Origin of the sequence: Celeribacter marinus, from assembly GCF_001308265.1 — a bacterium.
Lineage (GTDB): Bacteria > Pseudomonadota > Alphaproteobacteria > Rhodobacterales > Rhodobacteraceae > Celeribacter > Celeribacter marinus.
Map to the genome: position 1 here is coordinate 514,581 of NZ_CP012023.1, position 17,738 is coordinate 532,318.

The 17,738-nt window shown below is 57.7% G+C and carries 18 protein-coding genes; 7 read left to right on the forward strand and 11 right to left on the reverse strand.

Annotated features, from left to right (window positions below; genetic code table 11):
* Window positions 1–46: 46 nt before the first annotated feature.
* The 6 genes from IMCC12053_RS16135 to frr all read right to left on the reverse strand — a co-directional run bounded on the left by IMCC12053_RS16135 (window position 47) and on the right by frr (window position 5,028).
* The gene (locus IMCC12053_RS16135; protein WP_256209970.1) at window positions 47–178 is read right to left on the reverse strand and encodes a hypothetical protein; all 132 of its coding nucleotides are present in this window, start codon (window positions 176–178) and stop codon (window positions 47–49) included.
* 156 nt (window positions 179–334) lie between these two features.
* Complete coding sequence (gene rseP, locus IMCC12053_RS02440; RefSeq protein WP_062215422.1) at window positions 335–1,669, reverse strand: RIP metalloprotease RseP; 1,335 nt, start codon at window positions 1,667–1,669, stop codon at window positions 335–337.
* 80 nt (window positions 1,670–1,749) lie between these two features.
* Window positions 1,750–2,916 carry a 1-deoxy-D-xylulose-5-phosphate reductoisomerase gene (dxr, locus tag IMCC12053_RS02445; protein ID WP_062215424.1) on the reverse strand — a complete coding sequence of 389 codons (1,167 nt, stop codon included), beginning with the start codon at window positions 2,914–2,916 and terminating at the stop codon, window positions 1,750–1,752.
* A 9-nt stretch (window positions 2,917–2,925) separates the two neighbouring features.
* Window positions 2,926–3,609 carry a phosphatidate cytidylyltransferase gene (locus tag IMCC12053_RS02450; RefSeq protein ID WP_236852510.1) on the reverse strand — a complete coding sequence of 228 codons (684 nt, stop codon included), beginning with the start codon at window positions 3,607–3,609 and terminating at the stop codon, window positions 2,926–2,928.
* On the reverse strand, window positions 3,606–4,322 hold the full coding sequence (uppS, locus tag IMCC12053_RS02455; protein WP_062215426.1) for a polyprenyl diphosphate synthase: 717 nt from the start codon (window positions 4,320–4,322) through the stop codon (window positions 3,606–3,608). Before uppS ends, IMCC12053_RS02450 begins: the two co-directional genes overlap by 4 nt.
* A 142-nt stretch (window positions 4,323–4,464) precedes the next feature.
* Complete coding sequence (gene frr / locus IMCC12053_RS02460; RefSeq protein WP_062215428.1) at window positions 4,465–5,028, reverse strand: ribosome recycling factor; 564 nt, start codon at window positions 5,026–5,028, stop codon at window positions 4,465–4,467.
* Window positions 5,029–5,227: 199 nt separating this feature from the next.
* Here frr and IMCC12053_RS02465 point away from each other — a divergent pair, with 199 nt between their 5' ends.
* The gene (locus IMCC12053_RS02465; RefSeq protein ID WP_062215430.1) at window positions 5,228–6,298 is read left to right on the forward strand and encodes a Hint domain-containing protein; all 1,071 of its coding nucleotides are present in this window, start codon (window positions 5,228–5,230) and stop codon (window positions 6,296–6,298) included.
* Here the strand turns inward: IMCC12053_RS02465 and pyrH are convergent.
* Entirely contained in the window at window positions 6,291–7,028 is a 738-nt protein-coding gene (gene pyrH / locus IMCC12053_RS02470) for a UMP kinase (protein WP_062215432.1), read from the reverse strand. The genes IMCC12053_RS02465 and pyrH overlap by 8 nt on opposite strands.
* A 149-nt stretch (window positions 7,029–7,177) precedes the next feature.
* On the opposite strand from pyrH, the gene miaA reads away from it, so the two are divergent.
* Both miaA and IMCC12053_RS02480 read left to right on the forward strand, forming a co-directional pair.
* A complete protein-coding gene (miaA, locus tag IMCC12053_RS02475; RefSeq protein ID WP_062215434.1) occupies window positions 7,178–8,062 on the forward strand; it encodes a tRNA (adenosine(37)-N6)-dimethylallyltransferase MiaA in 885 nt (294 codons plus the stop codon).
* A 155-nt stretch (window positions 8,063–8,217) separates the two neighbouring features.
* Complete coding sequence (locus IMCC12053_RS02480; protein WP_236852512.1) at window positions 8,218–9,162, forward strand: helix-turn-helix domain-containing protein; 945 nt, start codon at window positions 8,218–8,220, stop codon at window positions 9,160–9,162.
* A 44-nt stretch (window positions 9,163–9,206) separates the two neighbouring features.
* Here IMCC12053_RS02480 and IMCC12053_RS02485 read toward each other — a convergent pair whose 3' ends face one another.
* Window positions 9,207–9,809: a lytic transglycosylase domain-containing protein gene (locus IMCC12053_RS02485; protein ID WP_062215438.1), complete on the reverse strand. Its 603-nt coding sequence runs from the start codon at window positions 9,807–9,809 to the stop codon at window positions 9,207–9,209.
* 175 nt (window positions 9,810–9,984) lie between these two features.
* On the opposite strand from IMCC12053_RS02485, the gene ssb reads away from it, so the two are divergent.
* Window positions 9,985–10,524 carry a single-stranded DNA-binding protein gene (ssb, locus tag IMCC12053_RS02490; protein WP_062215439.1) on the forward strand — a complete coding sequence of 180 codons (540 nt, stop codon included), beginning with the start codon at window positions 9,985–9,987 and terminating at the stop codon, window positions 10,522–10,524.
* Between the two features lie 116 nt (window positions 10,525–10,640).
* Here the strand turns inward: ssb and IMCC12053_RS02495 are convergent, their stop codons facing one another.
* The 3 genes from IMCC12053_RS02495 to IMCC12053_RS02505 form a co-directional block, all read right to left on the reverse strand.
* Window positions 10,641–12,980 carry a methyl-accepting chemotaxis protein gene (locus IMCC12053_RS02495; protein WP_062215441.1) on the reverse strand — a complete coding sequence of 780 codons (2,340 nt, stop codon included), beginning with the start codon at window positions 12,978–12,980 and terminating at the stop codon, window positions 10,641–10,643.
* A gap of 141 nt (window positions 12,981–13,121) precedes the next feature.
* Window positions 13,122–14,261 (reverse strand): 3-dehydroquinate synthase, encoded by a 1,140-nt coding sequence (gene aroB / locus IMCC12053_RS02500; RefSeq protein WP_062215443.1) that lies wholly within the window; start codon window positions 14,259–14,261, stop codon window positions 13,122–13,124.
* Window positions 14,258–14,869: a shikimate kinase gene (locus tag IMCC12053_RS02505; protein ID WP_082389017.1), complete on the reverse strand. Its 612-nt coding sequence runs from the start codon at window positions 14,867–14,869 to the stop codon at window positions 14,258–14,260. The genes aroB and IMCC12053_RS02505 overlap by 4 nt, the downstream gene beginning before the upstream one ends.
* A 163-nt stretch (window positions 14,870–15,032) precedes the next feature.
* Here IMCC12053_RS02505 and IMCC12053_RS02510 point away from each other — a divergent pair, with 163 nt between their 5' ends.
* The 3 genes from IMCC12053_RS02510 to IMCC12053_RS02520 are packed head-to-tail and all read left to right on the forward strand — an operon-like array spanning window position 15,033 to window position 17,690.
* The gene (locus tag IMCC12053_RS02510; RefSeq protein WP_169775296.1) at window positions 15,033–15,170 is read left to right on the forward strand and encodes a hypothetical protein; all 138 of its coding nucleotides are present in this window, start codon (window positions 15,033–15,035) and stop codon (window positions 15,168–15,170) included.
* Window positions 15,171–15,180: 10 nt separating this feature from the next.
* Window positions 15,181–16,764 (forward strand): hypothetical protein, encoded by a 1,584-nt coding sequence (locus tag IMCC12053_RS02515; RefSeq protein ID WP_062215447.1) that lies wholly within the window; start codon window positions 15,181–15,183, stop codon window positions 16,762–16,764.
* Window positions 16,761–17,690, forward strand: a complete 930-nt coding sequence (locus IMCC12053_RS02520) for a site-specific tyrosine recombinase XerD (protein ID WP_062215449.1) — start codon at window positions 16,761–16,763, stop codon at window positions 17,688–17,690. Before IMCC12053_RS02515 ends, IMCC12053_RS02520 begins: the two co-directional genes overlap by 4 nt.
* The last annotated feature ends 48 nt before the right edge of the window (window positions 17,691–17,738 follow it).

Genomic DNA, 17,738 nt, shown 5'->3' on the forward strand with positions numbered 1-17,738 from the left:
GTGTTTTCACGGGCATCACCGGTGCGCGCACACCGATACAAGCGCCTTACAAAAACAGCGTCCCAAAGAACGATCCAGCCACCAATGCCACGGCGATTGTCGCGCCGTACAATAGCCGATCGGTGTTCAATGACGCCAGATAGGCGAGACCGTGATACCCTGAACGAAGAGCGGTCATATGAAGCCTCCTTGTGATGAAGCAAAGTGTGGGTCCGAGGGTGTGACGCGAGGCAACGCCCCACATCTCAACCGTGCTCCCCATACTTTAGGATAGGAATATGGCAAGAATTAGACCGTTTCGAAAAACGGGCCTAAATCCCCCCTGCCCGCGCGCTTATTTGCACAAGAAGTCGGCGGCCAACCCCATCGACATGAAAAAGAGAACGACCACGAGGCCAAAGCCCATCATGATCCCCACGGCGCGATCCGGCAACGGTTTGCCGCGCACAGCCTCGTAGGTGTAAAACACGAGGTGGCCCCCATCCAATACTGGGATCGGAAACAGATTGATCAACCCAATCGCCGTGGACAAGAACGCAATCACGCTGATGTAGCTGTCGATTCCCTGACTTGCCATTGTGCTCACGGCACCGGCCATGCCCACCGCACCTGTAAGGTTGCACGCCGAGATATTGCGCACGACCATGTTATAAAGGCCCGACAGGCTACCGGTAATGACCGACCAAACGCCCTCAACCCCGTGAACAAGCGCCTCACCAATGCCCACAGGATCGGTGGCTTGGGTGTAGAGCGTGGAGCCGTAAATCCCGATCAGCCAACGCGTCTCGAACCCGCCGTCATCGGCGGGAATATCGCGGCGCCGCGCAGTCATTGTGCTGTCAAACGTCTCGCCATCGCGCCACACGGTCAGCGTCATTTCACGCCCTTCGGCGGCGGCCACGGCATCGCGCAATTCGTAAAAGCTGTTGAGGGTCACGCCGTCAATCGTGGTGATCACATCGCCAACATCAAGGCGGGCATCGCGCGCCGCCGATTTGGGGGTGATGCCACCCACGATCACAGGAAAGGGGTGTGGACCTGTGACAACAACCTGCGCGCCGCCCCGTTCAACCGTGTAGTCCATCTGCGCGGTACGTGGCAAAGTCTCGATAAAAGTGCCCATTTGCGACAACTCGGGGACAGCCACGCCGCCAATGGCGACAATCGTATCACCGCTTTGCAATCCGACCTCGAACGGCACCGGCTTTACCTGTGCGATTTCAAGCGTGTCTTTGACTTGGCCTGTGGACAACGACAGCCCCGCGAACACCAAAGCCGAGAAAATGAAGTTGAACACCGGTCCCGCCGCCACCGTGAGCGTGCGCGCCCAAAGCGGAGCACCAGGCATTGTGTGGCGCGCCTCATCGGGGGCCATACCGTCAACCGCGTGGGCGTCAGGGGCCGAGGCCGCATTGGCATCGCCCGCGAATTTTACATATCCGCCCAACGGAATAGCAGCGATTTGCCAGACAGTACCGTCTTTGGCGGTGCGCTGCACCAGCGGTTTGCCAAAGCCCAGTGAGAACACATCCGCTTTGATCCCGCACCACTTGCCAACGATGTAGTGGCCGTACTCATGAACGGTGACGATGATCGACAAAGCGATGATAAACACCACCACCGTAAAGGCGGAGTTTCCGAAAACGGCGGATAGGTTGGATAAATCCATAGTAAAATCAGTCCCTTGTCTCACGTATCACGCGCAATTTCACTCGCGCAAATCATCACAACATCTCGCCCTCGACACTGTCAGGCGCGCGCGACTGCCGCGCGCACGCGGGCTCGCGCTTCCTTATCGGCTTCGAGGACGGTATCCAAGGTTAATGCGGCATTTCCAAGGCTCGCGGTGGATGACATTTGGTTGAGGACGCTCTCGACATGCCGCGCCATATCCAAAAATCCGATCTCGCCCGCGATAAACGCATCAAGTGCGGCCTCTTTGGCGGCATTGAACACGGCCCCCGCCAATCCGCCAATCTCCATGACATCGCGCGCCAAACGCAGCGCGGGGAAACGCACCTCATCGGGAGCCTCAAAGCGCAGGCTGCCGATCTTGGCCAGATCAAGCCGCTCGACTGGCAAATGACGCCGCTCGGGCCAGTGGAGCGCGTAACCGATGGCATGGCGCATATCGGGTGCGCCCAAATGCGCCATCAGCGCACCATCCTTGAACCCGACAAGCGCGTGCACATACGATCCCGGATGCACGAGCACCTCGATCATATCGCCCGAAAATCCAAAATATTCATGTGTTTCAATGATTTCTAGCGCCTTATTGAACATAGACGCGCTATCAATCGTGATCCGTTGCCCCATATCCCACGAGGGATGCGTGCAGGCCTGCGCCAGTGTTGCCCCTGCCAATTGCTCAAGGCTCCAGTCGCGAAACGGACCACCCGAGGCGGTGATAATGACGCGCTCGACCTCGGCGCGCTCTTCGCCGACCATCCCTTGGAACACCGCCGAATGTTCGCTGTCGACGGGCAAGATACGCGTGCCGTGCGCGTGTGCTTCGCGCATCAACAACGGCCCAGCGGTCACAAGGCTTTCTTTATTCGCAAGTGCCAAAGTTGTCCCGTGTTTGAGCGCGTGCAACCCGGGCGCAAGTCCCGCCGCACCGACAATTGCGGACATAATCCAATCGGCGGGACGATCCGCCGCCTCGATCAAAGCATGTGCGCCCGCCGCCGCGTGGATGTCCGATCCGGCAAGCGCATCCTTGAGCGCGGGGAGTTTGTCCTCATAGGCCGTCACCGCCACTTTAGCGCCCAAAGCACGCGCATCATGTGCCAAAAGGTCCACGTTCGCGCCCCCCGTGAGGGCAACCACATCGTAGGCCTCACGGTCGCGACGGATCAGATCAATGGTGGATTGGCCGATGGACCCCGTGGCGCCAAAAATGGAGATGCGTCTCATAAACGGTCCTTAAATTGCGTAGAGGATACACCCGAGCATGACCACGCTCGCCGCCAAAAGTGCGTCGAAGCGATCAAGGACACCGCCGTGCCCTGGAATGATGTTGGAGCTGTCTTTCACGCCCATACGGCGTTTCAAAGCACTTTGTGCGATATCGCCCAATTGCGAGGCAAACGACATCGCCACAGAAAACAGCACAAACCCGGTTAACGTCATATTGGAAATAGGGGCAACTGTGCTGACGACAAGCGCCAAGACCGCAACGCCACCCCACCCGCCGAGCACGCCGGCCCATGTCTTTTTAGGGCTAATGGACGGCCAGAATTTTTTGCCGCCCACCTTGCGCCCGACCAAATAGCCCAAGCTGTCGGTCACAACCACAAGAGCAACAAGGTAGCCCACACCGTAAGCGCTAAATCCGACATATAGAAAAATCAAACCAACGGCGGCCAAACAGACGAAAAACGCATAGCCCGACAAGGCAAAGAAATCAGCAAAGCTAAAGGTGCCCTTTGCAGATTTGGCGCGGCCCATCTGAACCAATTCCCAAATTCCAATCAACGACACCGCACACACGAGTGCGCCAAACACCAACGATCCCGCGGCAATCGCAACCACGCCAACCGTGAGCATGACAGCAGCCGAAGCAACACGCACACCCAAATCGCCCCATTTTTCGTGGATCAGGTTCAAACTTGCACTCCGCCAAAACGACGATCACGCACGCCGTAGCGGCTGAGTACATCCGCAAACACATCCGTGGAAAAGTCCGGCCATAGCGTGTCGATAAATTCATATTCGGCGTAGGCAGATTGCCACAACAAGAAATTCGATATCCGTGCTTCACCAGAGGTGCGGATCACCAAATCGGGATCGGGCAACACCCGCGTGTCGAGATAGGCGGTGAGCGTGGTTTCATCGACCGATTCCGCATCCAACGTGCCCGCAGCCACATCGCGCGCCATATCTTTGACCGCGCGTGCCACCTCGTCGCGCCCGCCGTAGTTGAGCGCGATGGTCAAATGGGTCACATCATTGTCTTTTGTCTCGGCCTCAAGGTCGTCCATCAGATTGGCCAACTTGCGGTCAAGGCGCACACGGTCCCCGATGAACCGCACTCGAACGCCCTCTTTTTTGAGCGACCGCATTTCGCCGCGAATATACGTACGAAAGAGCGACATCAGGCCCGCCACTTCGGTCTGGGTACGCTTCCAGTTCTCGGTCGAAAAGGCAAAAATGGTGAGGTATTTGACGCCTTGCGCCGGACAGGCCCGCACAATCTCTTTAACGCGTTTGGCCCCTGCATGGTGGCCGAACAAACGCGGCTTGCCACGCGATTGCGCCCAGCGCCCGTTCCCATCCATAATGATGGCCACGTGCTTTGGTCCTTGTGGTGTCTCAATCATATCGCTCCACCCTCTAAACACATGACCCGTTTGCCATGTTCAAATACACAAATAAAGTAGTCTCGTCTAAACCTTACGACCTGCAACCGTGCAAAATAGCACGGCCGCGCCCGCCACAACGACGCGCGCGGCAACAGCCCGCTTAAACCTGCATAATCTCTTCTTGCTTGTGATCAAGCATCTCATCAATCCGTTTGATATGGGTGTTGGTCATCGTCTGGACCTCTTCTTCCCATAGCTTTTGATCGTCCTCGGACATACCGTCCGCCTTGGCTTTTTTGATCTGCTGCATGCCGTCTTGGCGCACGTTGCGGATGGCCACGCGTGCGTGTTCGGCGTAGCCGCCCGCCACCTTTGTCAATTCGCGGCGACGCTCCTCGTTCAACTCGGGGATCGGCAACATGATGATTGTGCCGTTGAGTTGCGGGTTGATACCCAAACCGCTTTCGCGAATGGCCTTTTCAACCTTGCCCACAAGCCCCTTGTCCCAAACATTGATAGTAACCATGCGCGGCTCTGGCACATTAACGGTGCCCACTTGGTTAATGGGGGTCATCTGACCATAGGCATCCACCATGATCGGATCGAGCATCGAGCCCGATCCGCGTCCCGTGCGCAATGATGCGAATTCCGTGCGCAGGTTGGCCAATGTCCCGTCCATGCGGCGGTTCAAATCATCGGTATCGAGAATGAAATCTTCGGACATGGTGTGTCCTCCTTGCAGTATGACTTTGCCCCCGCGCCGAGACGTGATCACAAGCTGACCGAGCGGGGTTTCATGCGTTTTTACGGTGTTGCGCCCCAATTGTATAGCCGCTTTTGCGCCGCAAGCACACGCTGTTGCGCATCGCCTTGCCTAACGCCATTTAATCAAATCCTAACACTGTTGCGCTATCAGAATCAGTATGATTGTCACAACAAACACAATGGTTTTCATCGGCAATTTGCCGAGTATCGATCCGACCGAAGGGAATTTGGTCGCCGAGAACGCGACAGCAATCAGTGGCACCTACACACAAGCCTCTGGTATCGAAGTTGTAGACATCTCTAGCTATGACGATGATGATTCAGGCAGCATCCAGCCTGACGACTTCACGACAACCGACTATGTGACGTATACGCAAGGCGGCACCGCGTATTCTCAGGTGCTCGACACGACAATTGCATACAATGCCAACGTGACTGAGGTCGACGGTACCATCACGTCGCTTGTGCTCGTCGTCGCTCAAATGCAAAACGGCGACACGTTCGCCGTCGACCTTGATGGCGTTGGAGAGTTAGACAACCTTAAGATTAGGTCGATCGAACTGACCACGTCCGTGTCATCAGAGAGCATGGGATACTACACATGGCATACTATTTCGAATTCATCTGTGGTTTGCTTTGCCTATGGAACGCTGATTGACACGCCAAACGGGCCGCGCGCGGTCGAGCAATTGAAGCAAGGCGATCTGATCACAACTCTCGACCACGCGGCGCAGCCCATTGCGCAAACCATCACCCGCAGATTGACACGGCCCGCGCGCAATGCACCTATCTGCATCGCGCCGCACGCCCTTGCAGCCATCGGCCAACCACACGGACATCGCACGCTGTGCGTCTCTCCGCAGCACAGGATCATGCTCAACGCGCCGCACGGATCGCGCTGGCCCGCACAAGTGTTAATCGTCGCTCGGCATCTGCTCGCCCTTGACGGTGTGACACAGGCACCGCCCGACATCGCCGTCAGATACGTACATCTGCGATTGCGGCGCCATGAAATCATTTACGCTAACGGCATCGCGGCCGAGACGCTGCTTTTGGGCGCACAAGCTCTTGATATTATGGAGAGCCACGGCATCACACTCTCGGACGCCGCATGGCGCGCCGCCATACCCGCGCGCTCTATCTTGAACGCAAAACAGGCGCGCCGCTTCCTCAGTGAGGCCGCGCGCACGCCTGGATTGGTCTCTCAAGGCGCTGTGAGCGCTACTTGACCGTTGTATAGGTGCCCTTCCCCTCAAGGATGGACCGAAACCCGCCCGGCGCATCCAGTGGAAAGACGATAAGAGGCAGGTTATTGTCGCGCGCCAATGCAATGGCGGAGGCGTCCATGACCTTGAGATGCTTGGACAACACCTCATCATAGCTCACCGTATCATAGCGCTTGGCATCGGGGTTGGTTTTAGGGTCTTTGTCATAAACCCCGTCGACACCGTTTTTGCCCATAAAGATTGCTTCGCACGCCATCTCGTTGGCGCGCAGTGTCGCGGCGGTATCGGTGGTGAAATAGGGATTGCCCGTGCCCGCGGCGAAAATGCAAATCCGCTTTTTCTCAAGGTGGCGCACGGCGCGGCGGCGAATATACGGCTCGGCCACTTCGTTCATTGTGATCGCGGAAATCACGCGGGTGTTGATGTTGAGCGCCTCAAGGGCGGCTTGCATCCCGAGCGCGTTCATAACGGTGGCGAGCATGCCCATATAGTCCGCCGTGGTGCGTTCCATCCCCTGCGCAGACCCTTGCAGCCCGCGAAAGATGTTGCCACCGCCGATGACCATACAAATTTCGACCCCCATGTCGTGTACGGTTTTCACCTCTTTGGCGATGCGCTCAACCGTTGGCGGATGCAGACCAAAGCCCTGATCGCCCATCAGCGCCTCACCTGAAATTTTTAACAGCACACGTTTGTACTTTATGGACGGGTGATCGGGTTCCGCGTCGTTCATGGCTTGACCTCGCCTTGCATGTCATTGATTGCGCGCAAAATGGTCTAAAACCGCTGGAGGTTCAATGCGCCCTGTGAGAAAAATACAAACAAGCGGCGCTAAAACAGACGCATAACGCTACGTTTAGCGGCCCAAAGGACCGATACACCATGATCCCCCGCGACCTTTCCCCTGATCGACCCGTCTTGATCGCCGGTCCGACCGCCAGCGGGAAATCAGCGCTGGCCTTAGAGATTGCCCAGACACAAGGCGGCGTAATCGTGAATGCCGATGCCCTACAAGTGTTTGAAAACTGGCGCATTCTCTCGGCTCGCCCGTCTCGTGAGGATGAGGCTCTCGCCCCGCATGCCCTGTATGGTCATATCGGTTTTGACGCCCCGTATTCTGTTGGGCATTGGCTGCGCGATGTCGCACCCTATCTGACCGGCCCGCACCGCCCTATCATTGTGGGTGGAACTGGCCTTTATTTTTCGGCCCTCACTGAGGGCTTGGTCGAGATCCCCGCCACCCCACCGCAATTGCGCGCAACGGCCGATGCACGGCGCATAGCCGAAGGTGGCCACGCAGGGCTTTTGGCCGATCTTGACGCCGAAGACCCGCAAACGGCGCACAAAATAGATCGCCTCAATCCGATGCGGGTTCAACGGGCGTGGGAAGTTTTGCGCGCAACTGGTCGCGGTCTAGCCGCATGGCAGGCAGACACACCACCGCCGCTTTTGCCGATCTCGTCAACCTTTCCCATGGTGATGGATGCCGACCGCGATTGGTTGGCCGCGCGAATCGAAACACGGTTTGAACAGATGATTGCAGGCGGCGCATTGGCCGAAGCCGAGGCAAACTTGCCCAATTGGGACCCCGCGCACCCCTCCTCAAAGGCCATAGGCGCGCCCGAATTGATGGCATATCTGCACGGAACCTGCGATTTAGCCGCCGCAACCGAGGCCGCGACCATCGCAACACGGCAATTTGCCAAACGTCAGCGCACTTGGTTTAGGGCGCGCATGCGCAGCTACCACAAGATATCGTTGCCCTAACCACCTGTCGTGGCAACGTGGCAAGATACCGAACTACGCCATTGAAATTCCACAATTAATTCTTTGACTCACGCCAACTCCTGCGTAAAATTGCACAAATCGAACATGCAACCGCGCCGCACATAACACCGCGCAAAGAGCCGCAGGGCGAGATGATGGCAAACCGAATTTTTCACACACCCCCCTTGGGTAATCTGAGCGATACGCCGCACCACGCGCGCGACGTGCAAACGCCTGCGGTCATCAGCGCCTCGAAACCCCGCACATCCACAGCGCCGAAAATCCCCGACATCCCGATGCCCCCCGCCTACCGCGTTGAGCCGCTTGCCCGCTACAATGGCACCTCTACGGTTAGCGGCCACGGCGACAAATGGCGCACACAGGCGATGCGCTCGCACCGCTCACCCAGTCTGCTTTGGTTCACGCGCGGTCAGGGCCGCTTTACAATGTCGGGCATCACGCGCGGGTTTGGGCCGCATAATCTGATCTTTTTGCCGTCCCGCACGATGTACGGGTTTGAGCCGATTGGTCAGATTTCGGGCTATATCGTCCACTTGCCAGACACGGACCAAATCGCGCTCCCCGATGAGCCATTACATCTGCGCTTTACCGAAGTGATGCAGCAAAACGAGATTACGGGCCTGATCGACGGCCTCGCCCGCGAGATCGACAACGATCTGCCCGGACATGAGCGTGCCCTTGCCCTTCAGGGGGGATTGATTTCTGTTTGGCTGGAGCGTCAGATGTCGGTGATGCCAGACAACGCATTGACGCCAGATGCCTCGCGCCGCCTTGTGGCGGCCTTTACCGCTCTCATCGAATCCCAATTTCGCGCACACCATAGCGTGTCGCATTACGCCGCCGCCTTGGGTGTGACGCCCACGCATTTGACGCGGGCCTGCAACATTGCCAACGGTCATGCCGCCTCAGTGCTTTTGGCCGATCGCATTCATTTCGAGGCGCGTCGCCTGCTCAAAGAGACGGACCTGCCCGTCAAAGACATTGCTCACAAATTGGGATTTCAATCGGCCGCATATTTTTCGCGGGCGTTTCAAAAGGTGACACATGTCACCCCGCGCGGGTTTCGCACATCACGCTGAGCAACCCCAGAACGCCACCGGATTAGGCCGTGCATTGAGGCAACTTAGCTGCCCCAAATGATCCGCACATAGTTGCGGGTCTCTTTGTAGGGCGGCACACCCCCATATTTCTCAACCGCTTGCGGACCCGCGTTGTAGGCGGCAAGCGCCAAGCGCCAATTGCCAAATTTTTCATACATCATGCGCAGATACCGCGCGCCACCGGACAGGTTTTGCGCAGGGTCATTGATGTTCACCCCCAAAAGCCGCGCGGTGCCGGGCATTAACTGCGCCAGACCCGTGGCCCCTGCGTGGCTACGCGCCGTTGGGTTCCAACCGCTTTCTTGTTGCACCAATCGCAAAAAGAGATCGGATGGCACACCGTGACGGCGCGCCGTCTCACGCGCAACAGCCAGCCACGGACCCGAATAACTGCCGCCATACGGCAAACCGACACGGCCCGCCGTGAAGCGTTCGGGTTGCAAATTAATGGAGGAGGAATATTGCTCTGCGGCGCGCCCTTCGAGGACCGAAAGCTGTGAGGCATAAATAGATGCGCGATTTTTGGTGGAGAAAATATCGCCAGCTGCAACAGGCGTAGCGCACAGGCCGACACTTATCATTGCGCCAAAAGTGGCGTTGCATATGGTCTTTACTCGAACTGGCATTGCGCCCCATCCCTCGTCAATTCACACCGCGAATATAGGAAGGTGCTTTGTATTCGCCAAGGGGCTACGGCGCCGCATCGGCGCGCGCGCCGCCCAATCGGTGGATTTTCGACTTTCAAAACGGCCCCCACAGTGATGTAACGTCTCAAAGAGAATCTAACTTGGAGACATGGGTATGGCTGGTTCGGTCAATAAAGTGATCATCGTTGGCAACTTGGGGCGCGACCCTGAGGTGCGTACATTCCAAAACGGCGGCAAAGTCTGCAACCTGCGCATTGCCACATCCGAGAACTGGAAAGACCGCACAACGGGCGAGCGCAAAGAGCGCACCGAGTGGCATTCTGTTGCTATTTTCTCAGAACCTTTGGCCAAGATCGCAGAACAATATCTGCGCAAAGGATCCAAGGTCTACATCGAAGGCCAACTTGAAACCCGCAAATGGCAAGACCAATCCGGTCAGGACCGCTATTCGACCGAGGTCGTGTTGCGCCCTTACCGTGGCGAGTTGACCCTGCTTGACGCGCGCGGCGGCGAAGGCGGCGGCGGTGGTGGTTACGGTGGCGGATCACAAGGCGGCGGTGGCGGCTACGACCAAGGGCCATCAGGCGGTTATGATGATGGCGGCCAAGGTGGTGGATACGGCGGCGGATCACAAGGTGGCGGTCAAAGTGGCGGTGGTCGCTCATCCATGGATGATGACGAAATCCCGTTCTAAACGACACGCGCCTGTACGGCGCCAATAGTGCACATAGGATAGTCAAAAGCCGCGCAAAATGCGCGGCTTTTTTATTGGGAGATCTGCGACTTGTCCGCGTGTTTCAACCTTAGAGATTAAGCAGCCCCCGCAAACCGTGGTGTCGTCGTTTGTTTGTGCGCGGAAATCCGGAACCGTTCCACCACTTCGATCAGGTTTTGCGCCTCGATAGAAAGCACCTGACTTGCGGCTGTGGTTTCTTCGGTCATCGCTGCGTTTTGCTGCATCGTGGCCTCGAGTTGGCTGGTGGCCGAGTTGATCTCTTGCAACCCTGTCGATTGCTCGCGCGACGATATCGCGATGCCATCGACGTTTGCGGCGATATCCGAGACGGAGGCAATGATGTCTTTCAATGTCTGACCCGCCTCCCCGACCAAATGCACGCCACGTTGCACCTGACTATTGGACGCTGTGATCAACTGGTTGATTTCACGCGCGGCATCAGACGAGCGTTGCGCGAGGGCGCGCACTTCGGAGGCGACCACGGCAAACCCGCGACCGGCCTCGCCTGCGCGGGCGGCCTCAACCCCTGCGTTGAGTGCCAACAAGTTGGTTTGGAACGAAATATCGTCAATCACACCAATAATTTTAGAGATTTCGCGCGATGATCCTTCGATCTCGGACATGGCTGAAATGGCCTCACCGACGACCGTTTGGCTGAGACCCGCGCGCTCGTTTGTCGCCCGAGAGACAGTGTTTGCCACATCCGCATTCTCCGCCGCGGACGCCACGGCTGCGGTCAACTCGTTGATCGCGGACGCCGTATGTTCCAATGACACTGCGGATTTTTCGGTCCGTTTGGACAAATCATGCGTGGCAGAGGCAATTTCGGTCGAGGTGTCATCAATACGCGCCGCACTGGTGGCGATTTTCCCGATCATGTCGGAAAGCGAGGCGACAGCGCTATTGAAGTCGGCGCGCAGTGCCTCGTAGGCGGGCGGAAAGCTATCAGAGAGATGGACATCCATGTCACCATCGGCCAAGCGTGACATCGCTTGTGCCAGTGTGCTGACAATCAGCGATTGTTGATCCGTTTGTTGACGGCGCTCCTCATCTGCGGCGCGACTAATTGCGGATTGCTCTTCGGCGCGGCGCGCCTCCTCTTCGAGGGCTGCACGCTCTTGGGCGGCATTGCGCTCTTGATCTTCTTGAGCGCGTTTGTGGCGCTCTGCGAGATCGGTGGCCGCGCGCTCTTGCTCGGCAACAACACGGGCCGCCTCCTCATCACGCAACCGTTCCCGCTCGATCATACCATCGCGAAACACTGCCAAAGCGGCGCCCATTCGGCCAATCTCGCCGCGCGCGGCTCCAAAACCTGTCACGGGCCTCATATCACCGGATGAGAGACGTTCCGTGACCCGTGTCACTTTAGCCAGTGGACGGATTACGCCCAAGAACGTCACCGCAAGGGCCAATAAAAATACCCCCACACTCAATGCGGCAACAATCAACATCGTAAACAAACCTGCATCGACGTTTTGATTTGTCACATCGCTTTCTTCGCTCACGGATTGAAGAATGGTCGTGCCGTAGACTTGTGCTTGCAACGAGAGTGCGGAGACATAGTTACTCGCCTCGAATGCAGCGGCGTCCAAGAGTGCGCGGGCCTCGACAACTGCAAGACGCGCCGACAAAACGCCTGTTGCCTCATCCGTGGCGGCCCAAATGGCGTCGAGTGGAGCCTGTGTGTCAGAATCTAATGACAAACGCGTCAAATACTGTTGGATTTGTGACACCCCGCTTTGCGCCGCCGCTTGCGCTGCATTGACGCCTTGTGGATCATCAGCCGAAGCCCCTGTAAGAATGATGGATTGCACCGCGCCGAGTTCGTTGTAGAGCGCGCGTTTGATCTCAATCTCGTCAAGGCCACGCGTGATATTCACCGGTGCAGAAAGATCTTGCTTCAACGCGATCACGGCATCTTCGACCGCGCGCGACAGCGACACCTGAACCGCACTGACAGCCGCACTCAACTCATCCGCGCCCACCAATGTCCGCGTGTCATAATTCAACGCGTCAAGCTGCGCCATTTGCGCGTCACTGATATGGCTTACAATCTGATCCGATGCCTTGAGCACAAGGGCGCGCTCCGCCTCCGGCAGTGGCTCCGCCAAACGCGCAATTTGTTCGATCGAACGTGTGATTGCAGCCATTGCAACCTCCATGTCGTCCTCATTGGAGGCTTGTAGAGTTTGCGACACGCCTTGAGATACCAGGCCAATAGCCTGAACCATTTGCTCACTGCGCCTTAGCTCTGGCACCGCTTGCGTGCGAAAGCTGTCAATCGCCCCCTTGGACTGTTGGGCAAACGAAAGACCTTGGTAGATCGCCCCACCGGTCAACAGTGCCATGATGGTCAATACACCGACCAATTTTACGGCAACGCCGCTAAAAACACTGACAATCCGACCCAGCATATGCATTTACCTTTTTGTAGGTGCACCGCCGCCCCGATACACAACAGCGTATATCAAAACGGCGGCACACAACCGCTCTCCGCATGGGAGTTTGATCGTTTCTACAGTAAAAGGTCTTAATCGGGGTTTAAGTCGCGCCGTTTATTTTGCGCGGGCGCGCAACGCATCCTCTAGCACGCGATGCACAACATCGCGCGGCACATCTGCGGTGACGAAACTATCGCCAATAGAGCGCGCCAGAATAAATCTAAGTTGGCCATCAACCACTTTTTTGTCTTGTGCCATGAGATCAACGAGGGTGGTCGCATCTGGCAATTCGCCTGAAATATCAGATAGATCACACTTGGCGTTCATGTCCTTGAGATGGGCGCGCACACGACTGGGCGCCTCTTGGCTGCACAGCCCCAAACGGGCCGACACCTCAAATGCCAAGGCACAGCCTATGGCCACGCCCTCGCCATGCAACAAGCGGTCAGAGTAGCCGGTGGCCGCCTCAAGTGCGTGACAAAACGTATGGCCAAGGTTCAATAAGGCGCGGTCGCCCTGTTCGGTTTCGTCGCGCTCCACAATGTCGGCTTTCATCTGAACCGAGCGTTTGACCGCATAGATCCGTTTGGCCACATCGCCCGCCGCCAAATCGGGTCCGTTCGCTTCCAGCCAGTCAAAAAACGCCTCGTCGCCCAACAGACCGTATTTTTGCACCTCGCCGTACCCCGCAAGGAAATCGCGCGGCATCAGCGTGCCAAGGGCACTGACATCAGCCAACACCAAAGACGGCTGATGAAACGCCCCGATCAGGTTTTTGCCCGATGGCGAATTGATGCCCGTTTTGCCGCCCACCGAGCTGTCCACTTGCGCCAAAAGCGAGGTAGGGATTTGGACAAACCGCACACCACGGCGCAAAATTGCGGCGGCAAATCCGCCAAGATCACCGATGACACCACCGCCAAAGGCCACCACGATATCGCCGCGCTCAACACGGTGCGCGATCAACCATTCTACCGCCACTTGGAGCTGCGCCCAACACTTTGTGGCCTCGCCCGCCGGCAAGATCAACGCCTCGGATGCAATACCATGTGCCGACAAGCCGGTTTTGAGCGCCTCGAGATGAAGCGCCGCAACATTGGTGTCGGTTAGGACAAACACCGTCTTTTTGCGGCCCAAGAGCGGTGCAATATGCGCGCCTGCGTCACCAATAAGCCCCTCACCGATGCGCACATCGTAGGCGCGGGTTCCGAGCGGGACATGGACAGTTTCGAACGTGGTTGCAAACGGGATCATTCTTTGGCCTCCACGGCGATGAGCGGGTGGGATGTCGCATCCTCGGTCACGGTTTCTTCGTCCAAATCTTCGTCCAAAATCCCACCGTAGGCGCGCAAGGCGTCAATCACCTTGTCGGCCATGCCCTCGATGCTCAAACTGGGTTCGGCCGTCACAATAACCCCCGCCTTTTCGTAAAGCGGGGTACGGCTTGTGACTAAATCCGTGAGGGTTTCATAGGGGTTGGCCGTGCGCAGCAAGGGGCGCGTGTTTTTGTGGCGCACACGGTTCCACAAAATATCAACATCGGCCTTGAGCCAGACAGCCACGCCTTTTTGCGAAATCATATCGCGGTTGGTGCCCGACAAAAATGCCCCGCCGCCCGTGCTCAAAACCACCTGTTTGGTGTCGAGCAGACGGGAGATAACAAGCGTCTCTTTGTCGCGAAAAAACGCCTCGCCATAATCGGAAAAAATCTCGGCAATTGAACAGTTTGCCGCTTTTTCAATCTCGGCGTCCGAATCGAGAAAATCGACGCCGCATTTAAGTGCGAGCGCCTTTCCAACGGCGGTTTTTCCCGCCCCCATCATGCCGACCAAAGCGACCGTTTTTTTCAGTCCGAGTGCCATTAAGACCCTTTTGCACCGTGTTGCACGCTGCGGCAACATCCCGCTCACAAAAAATTCGCTCTTTCAATGACGTGATCTCTGCGAAAATACCATATATAAAAGATGGATGACACCCGAGCACGGGACAAAACCCGTGCCGTACCGCATTGATGGAGGCAGTTTCTTGCGCAAATTTCTAGTCAGACTCATCGCAATTTTGTTGGGGTTGGCCATTATTGGCCTCGTGGGCTATGCCTATGTCGGCGATCTGTCGCCCGAGCGTGGCGAAAAATCTGTCCCCGTCTCTGTCACGTTTGACTAGGGCGGCGGTCGTGACACAGCGCCTTTTTCGGTCCACGTTGCGACACGCCGCATGTGGCCTCGCCCTTTGGGGGGGGCTATCTGCGACCGCATTGGCCCAAGAGGCACCAATGTCTGCGATTGATTGGCTCTCGCAACGCCTACAAGAGCCAAGCGCACCGGCCGCCACACGACCACAAACCCCGCCCAAACCCTCGGACATTTCCGAGAATGCTTTGCCTGAGGACATCACCGTGCGTCCGCTCGGTGAGATTGATATTGATGCGACAGGTTTGTTGTCGGCGGCCTCAACGGGTCTGCCGCGCGGGCTTTGGGGAGCGTCGACCGCCACGGATCTAGCGCGCCGGATCACCAATATTGCCGCGCGCCGTGATCTCTTGCCTGCCTCGCGCCGCTTGCTCAACACGTTGATCCTGACCGAATTGGACCCGCCCATGGCGGCGGGCGGTGGCGGGCGATTGTTTCGCGCCCGTCTTGATGCGCTTTTGGCGCAGGGGTTGCTTGATGAAGCGGACGCGATGATGGCGCGTTCGGGCACCACAGACCCAAGCATCTTTCGCCGCTCGTTTGACACCAAACTCTTGCTCGGAACCGAGAACGAGGCCTGCGCACAACTGACCTCGACCCCCGGTCTCTCCCCGACATTGCAAGCAAAAGTGTTTTGTCTGGCGCGCTCAGGCGATTGGAATGCGGCAGCTCTCACGTTGGAGACCTCTGACGCGCTTGGCCTGATTGATGCGGAACAATCCGAGTTACTCGCCCGCTTTCTGGACCCCGAGTTGTTCGAGGATGCGCCGACACTGACCGCGCCAAAAGATCCCTCGCCGCTGACATTCCGCCTGATGGAGGCCATTGGCGAGCCACTCCCGACCGTGACGCTGCCGCTGGCCTTTGCGCAATCTGATCTGCGCTCATCCAACGGATGGAAAGCGCGCGCAACAGCTGCCGAGCGCTTGGCACGCGTTGGCGCACTGGATCCAAACCGATGGCTTGGCATTTGGTCGGAACACCTGCCTGCCGCCTCTGGCGGGATTTGGGACCGTATCGATGTGCTGCAACGCTTTGAAATCGCATTGAACTCCAACAACCCCGTAGCGGTTGGGCGCGCGTTGACCCCCGTGTGGGACGAGATGCGCCGTGCGGGTTTGCAATCAGTGTTCGCCGATCTGTTTGCTACACGTTTGGCCGCCCTACCCCTGAGTGCGGACCGAGCCGAAGTCGCGTTAGAGGTGGCCCTGTTGTCTAAGGACTACGAATTACTGGCGCTGGATTACAGCGCTACGCAGAGCGACCGCGTGACCTTGCTGACAAGTCTGGCGGTGGGCGATGTTCCGGCGACCCGTCCGCGTGATGCCTTGGAACGCGCTATCCTTGACGGGTTTCGTCGTGACGGGGTTCCTGTGCGCCTCAACGGGCTTGTCGAGAACCGGCGCTTGGGCGAGGCGATTTTGCGCGCGATTGAACTCCTCGAAGGGGGTGCTGCGGGTGATCTGGATGAATTGTCCGATGCCTTGCAGTTTTTCCGCTCGATCGGACTTGGGGTCACGGCGCGCCGCGCGGCGTTGGAGCTTTTGCTTTTGGAGCGGCGCGGATGAGCCTGAACCACCGCTGGATTTCGTCCTTTGCCGAGGCGCAACTGGCCGAACAAGGTGCCGCAGAGAACACACGACTGTCCTATGGTCGTGATTTAATTGATTTCTCGGACTTTTTAACGGCACGGGCGGCTGATTTCGAGACTGCGACCCGCAAGCATGTGGAGGAGTACCTGATCCGCTGCGAGGCTGAGGGCTTGGCACAATCCACACGGGCGCGCCGCCTCTCATCGATCAAGCAACTCTTTCGCTTTGCCTTTGAGGAAAGTTGGCGTGCGGATAATCCTGCGATCCAGATCAAGGGACCGGGGCGCGCCAAACGCCTGCCAAAAATCCTGACCGAGGATGAAGTGTCGCGCCTGTTGGACGCGGCGCGCCGCACAGGGCGCACCCCATCCGAGCGCTTGCGCAATACCGCGCTGATGGAGCTTTTGTACGCCACGGGGATGCGCGTCACCGAACTGGTGTCACTGCCTGTGGCGGCCGTACGGGGTGATCCACGCATGATTTTGGTGCGCGGCAAAGGGGGCAAGGAGCGGATGGTGCCACTGTCGCCTCCGGCCCGTGCGGCCCTCATTGAGTGGCTGGACGCATGGGGCGCGGACCAAGAGGCAGCGCGGGCCAAGGGGGGCAAACCGTCAACGTTTCTCTTTCCGTCGCGCGGTAAGGACGGCTATCTCACCCGCGTGAGCTTTTATCAGACGATAAAGACATTTGCCGTTGCTGCGGGCATTTCTGCGGACAAGGTAACCCCGCACACATTGCGCCACGCCTTCGCCACGCATTTGTTGGCCAACGGGGCCGACCTTCGGGCGATTCAGACGCTTTTGGGCCATGCCGATCTGTCGACGACAGAGATTTACACCCACGTCCTTGACGCAAGGCTGAAAGAATTGGTGCTAGGTCATCATCCCTTGGCAAAGGATTGATGCCGCCACCTCTTGCACAGTGGACCGCCCGCCCCCATAACCAACTGC

What these genes read in the sequence shown, in the direction of transcription:
- IMCC12053_RS16135 (WP_256209970.1), bottom strand. Translation starts at nt 178, where the DNA reads ATGACCGCTCTTCGTTCAGGGTATCACGGTCTCGCCTATCTGGCGTCA.
- rseP (WP_062215422.1), bottom strand. Translation starts at nt 1,669, where the DNA reads ATGGATTTATCCAACCTATCCGCCGTTTTCGGAAACTCCGCCTTTACG.
- dxr (WP_062215424.1), bottom strand. Translation starts at nt 2,916, where the DNA reads ATGAGACGCATCTCCATTTTTGGCGCCACGGGGTCCATCGGCCAATCC.
- uppS (WP_062215426.1), bottom strand. Translation starts at nt 4,322, where the DNA reads ATGATTGAGACACCACAAGGACCAAAGCACGTGGCCATCATTATGGAT.
- frr (WP_062215428.1), bottom strand. Translation starts at nt 5,028, where the DNA reads ATGTCCGAAGATTTCATTCTCGATACCGATGATTTGAACCGCCGCATG.
- IMCC12053_RS02465 (WP_062215430.1), top strand. Translation starts at nt 5,228, where the DNA reads ATGATTGTCACAACAAACACAATGGTTTTCATCGGCAATTTGCCGAGT.
- pyrH (WP_062215432.1), bottom strand. Translation starts at nt 7,028, where the DNA reads ATGAACGACGCGGAACCCGATCACCCGTCCATAAAGTACAAACGTGTG.
- miaA (WP_062215434.1), top strand. Translation starts at nt 7,178, where the DNA reads ATGATCCCCCGCGACCTTTCCCCTGATCGACCCGTCTTGATCGCCGGT.
- IMCC12053_RS02480 (WP_236852512.1), top strand. Translation starts at nt 8,218, where the DNA reads ATGGCAAACCGAATTTTTCACACACCCCCCTTGGGTAATCTGAGCGAT.
- IMCC12053_RS02485 (WP_062215438.1), bottom strand. Translation starts at nt 9,809, where the DNA reads ATGCCAGTTCGAGTAAAGACCATATGCAACGCCACTTTTGGCGCAATG.
- ssb (WP_062215439.1), top strand. Translation starts at nt 9,985, where the DNA reads ATGGCTGGTTCGGTCAATAAAGTGATCATCGTTGGCAACTTGGGGCGC.
- IMCC12053_RS02495 (WP_062215441.1), bottom strand. Translation starts at nt 12,980, where the DNA reads ATGCTGGGTCGGATTGTCAGTGTTTTTAGCGGCGTTGCCGTAAAATTG.
- aroB (WP_062215443.1), bottom strand. Translation starts at nt 14,261, where the DNA reads ATGATCCCGTTTGCAACCACGTTCGAAACTGTCCATGTCCCGCTCGGA.
- IMCC12053_RS02505 (WP_082389017.1), bottom strand. Translation starts at nt 14,869, where the DNA reads ATGGCACTCGGACTGAAAAAAACGGTCGCTTTGGTCGGCATGATGGGG.
- IMCC12053_RS02520 (WP_062215449.1), top strand. Translation starts at nt 16,761, where the DNA reads ATGAGCCTGAACCACCGCTGGATTTCGTCCTTTGCCGAGGCGCAACTG.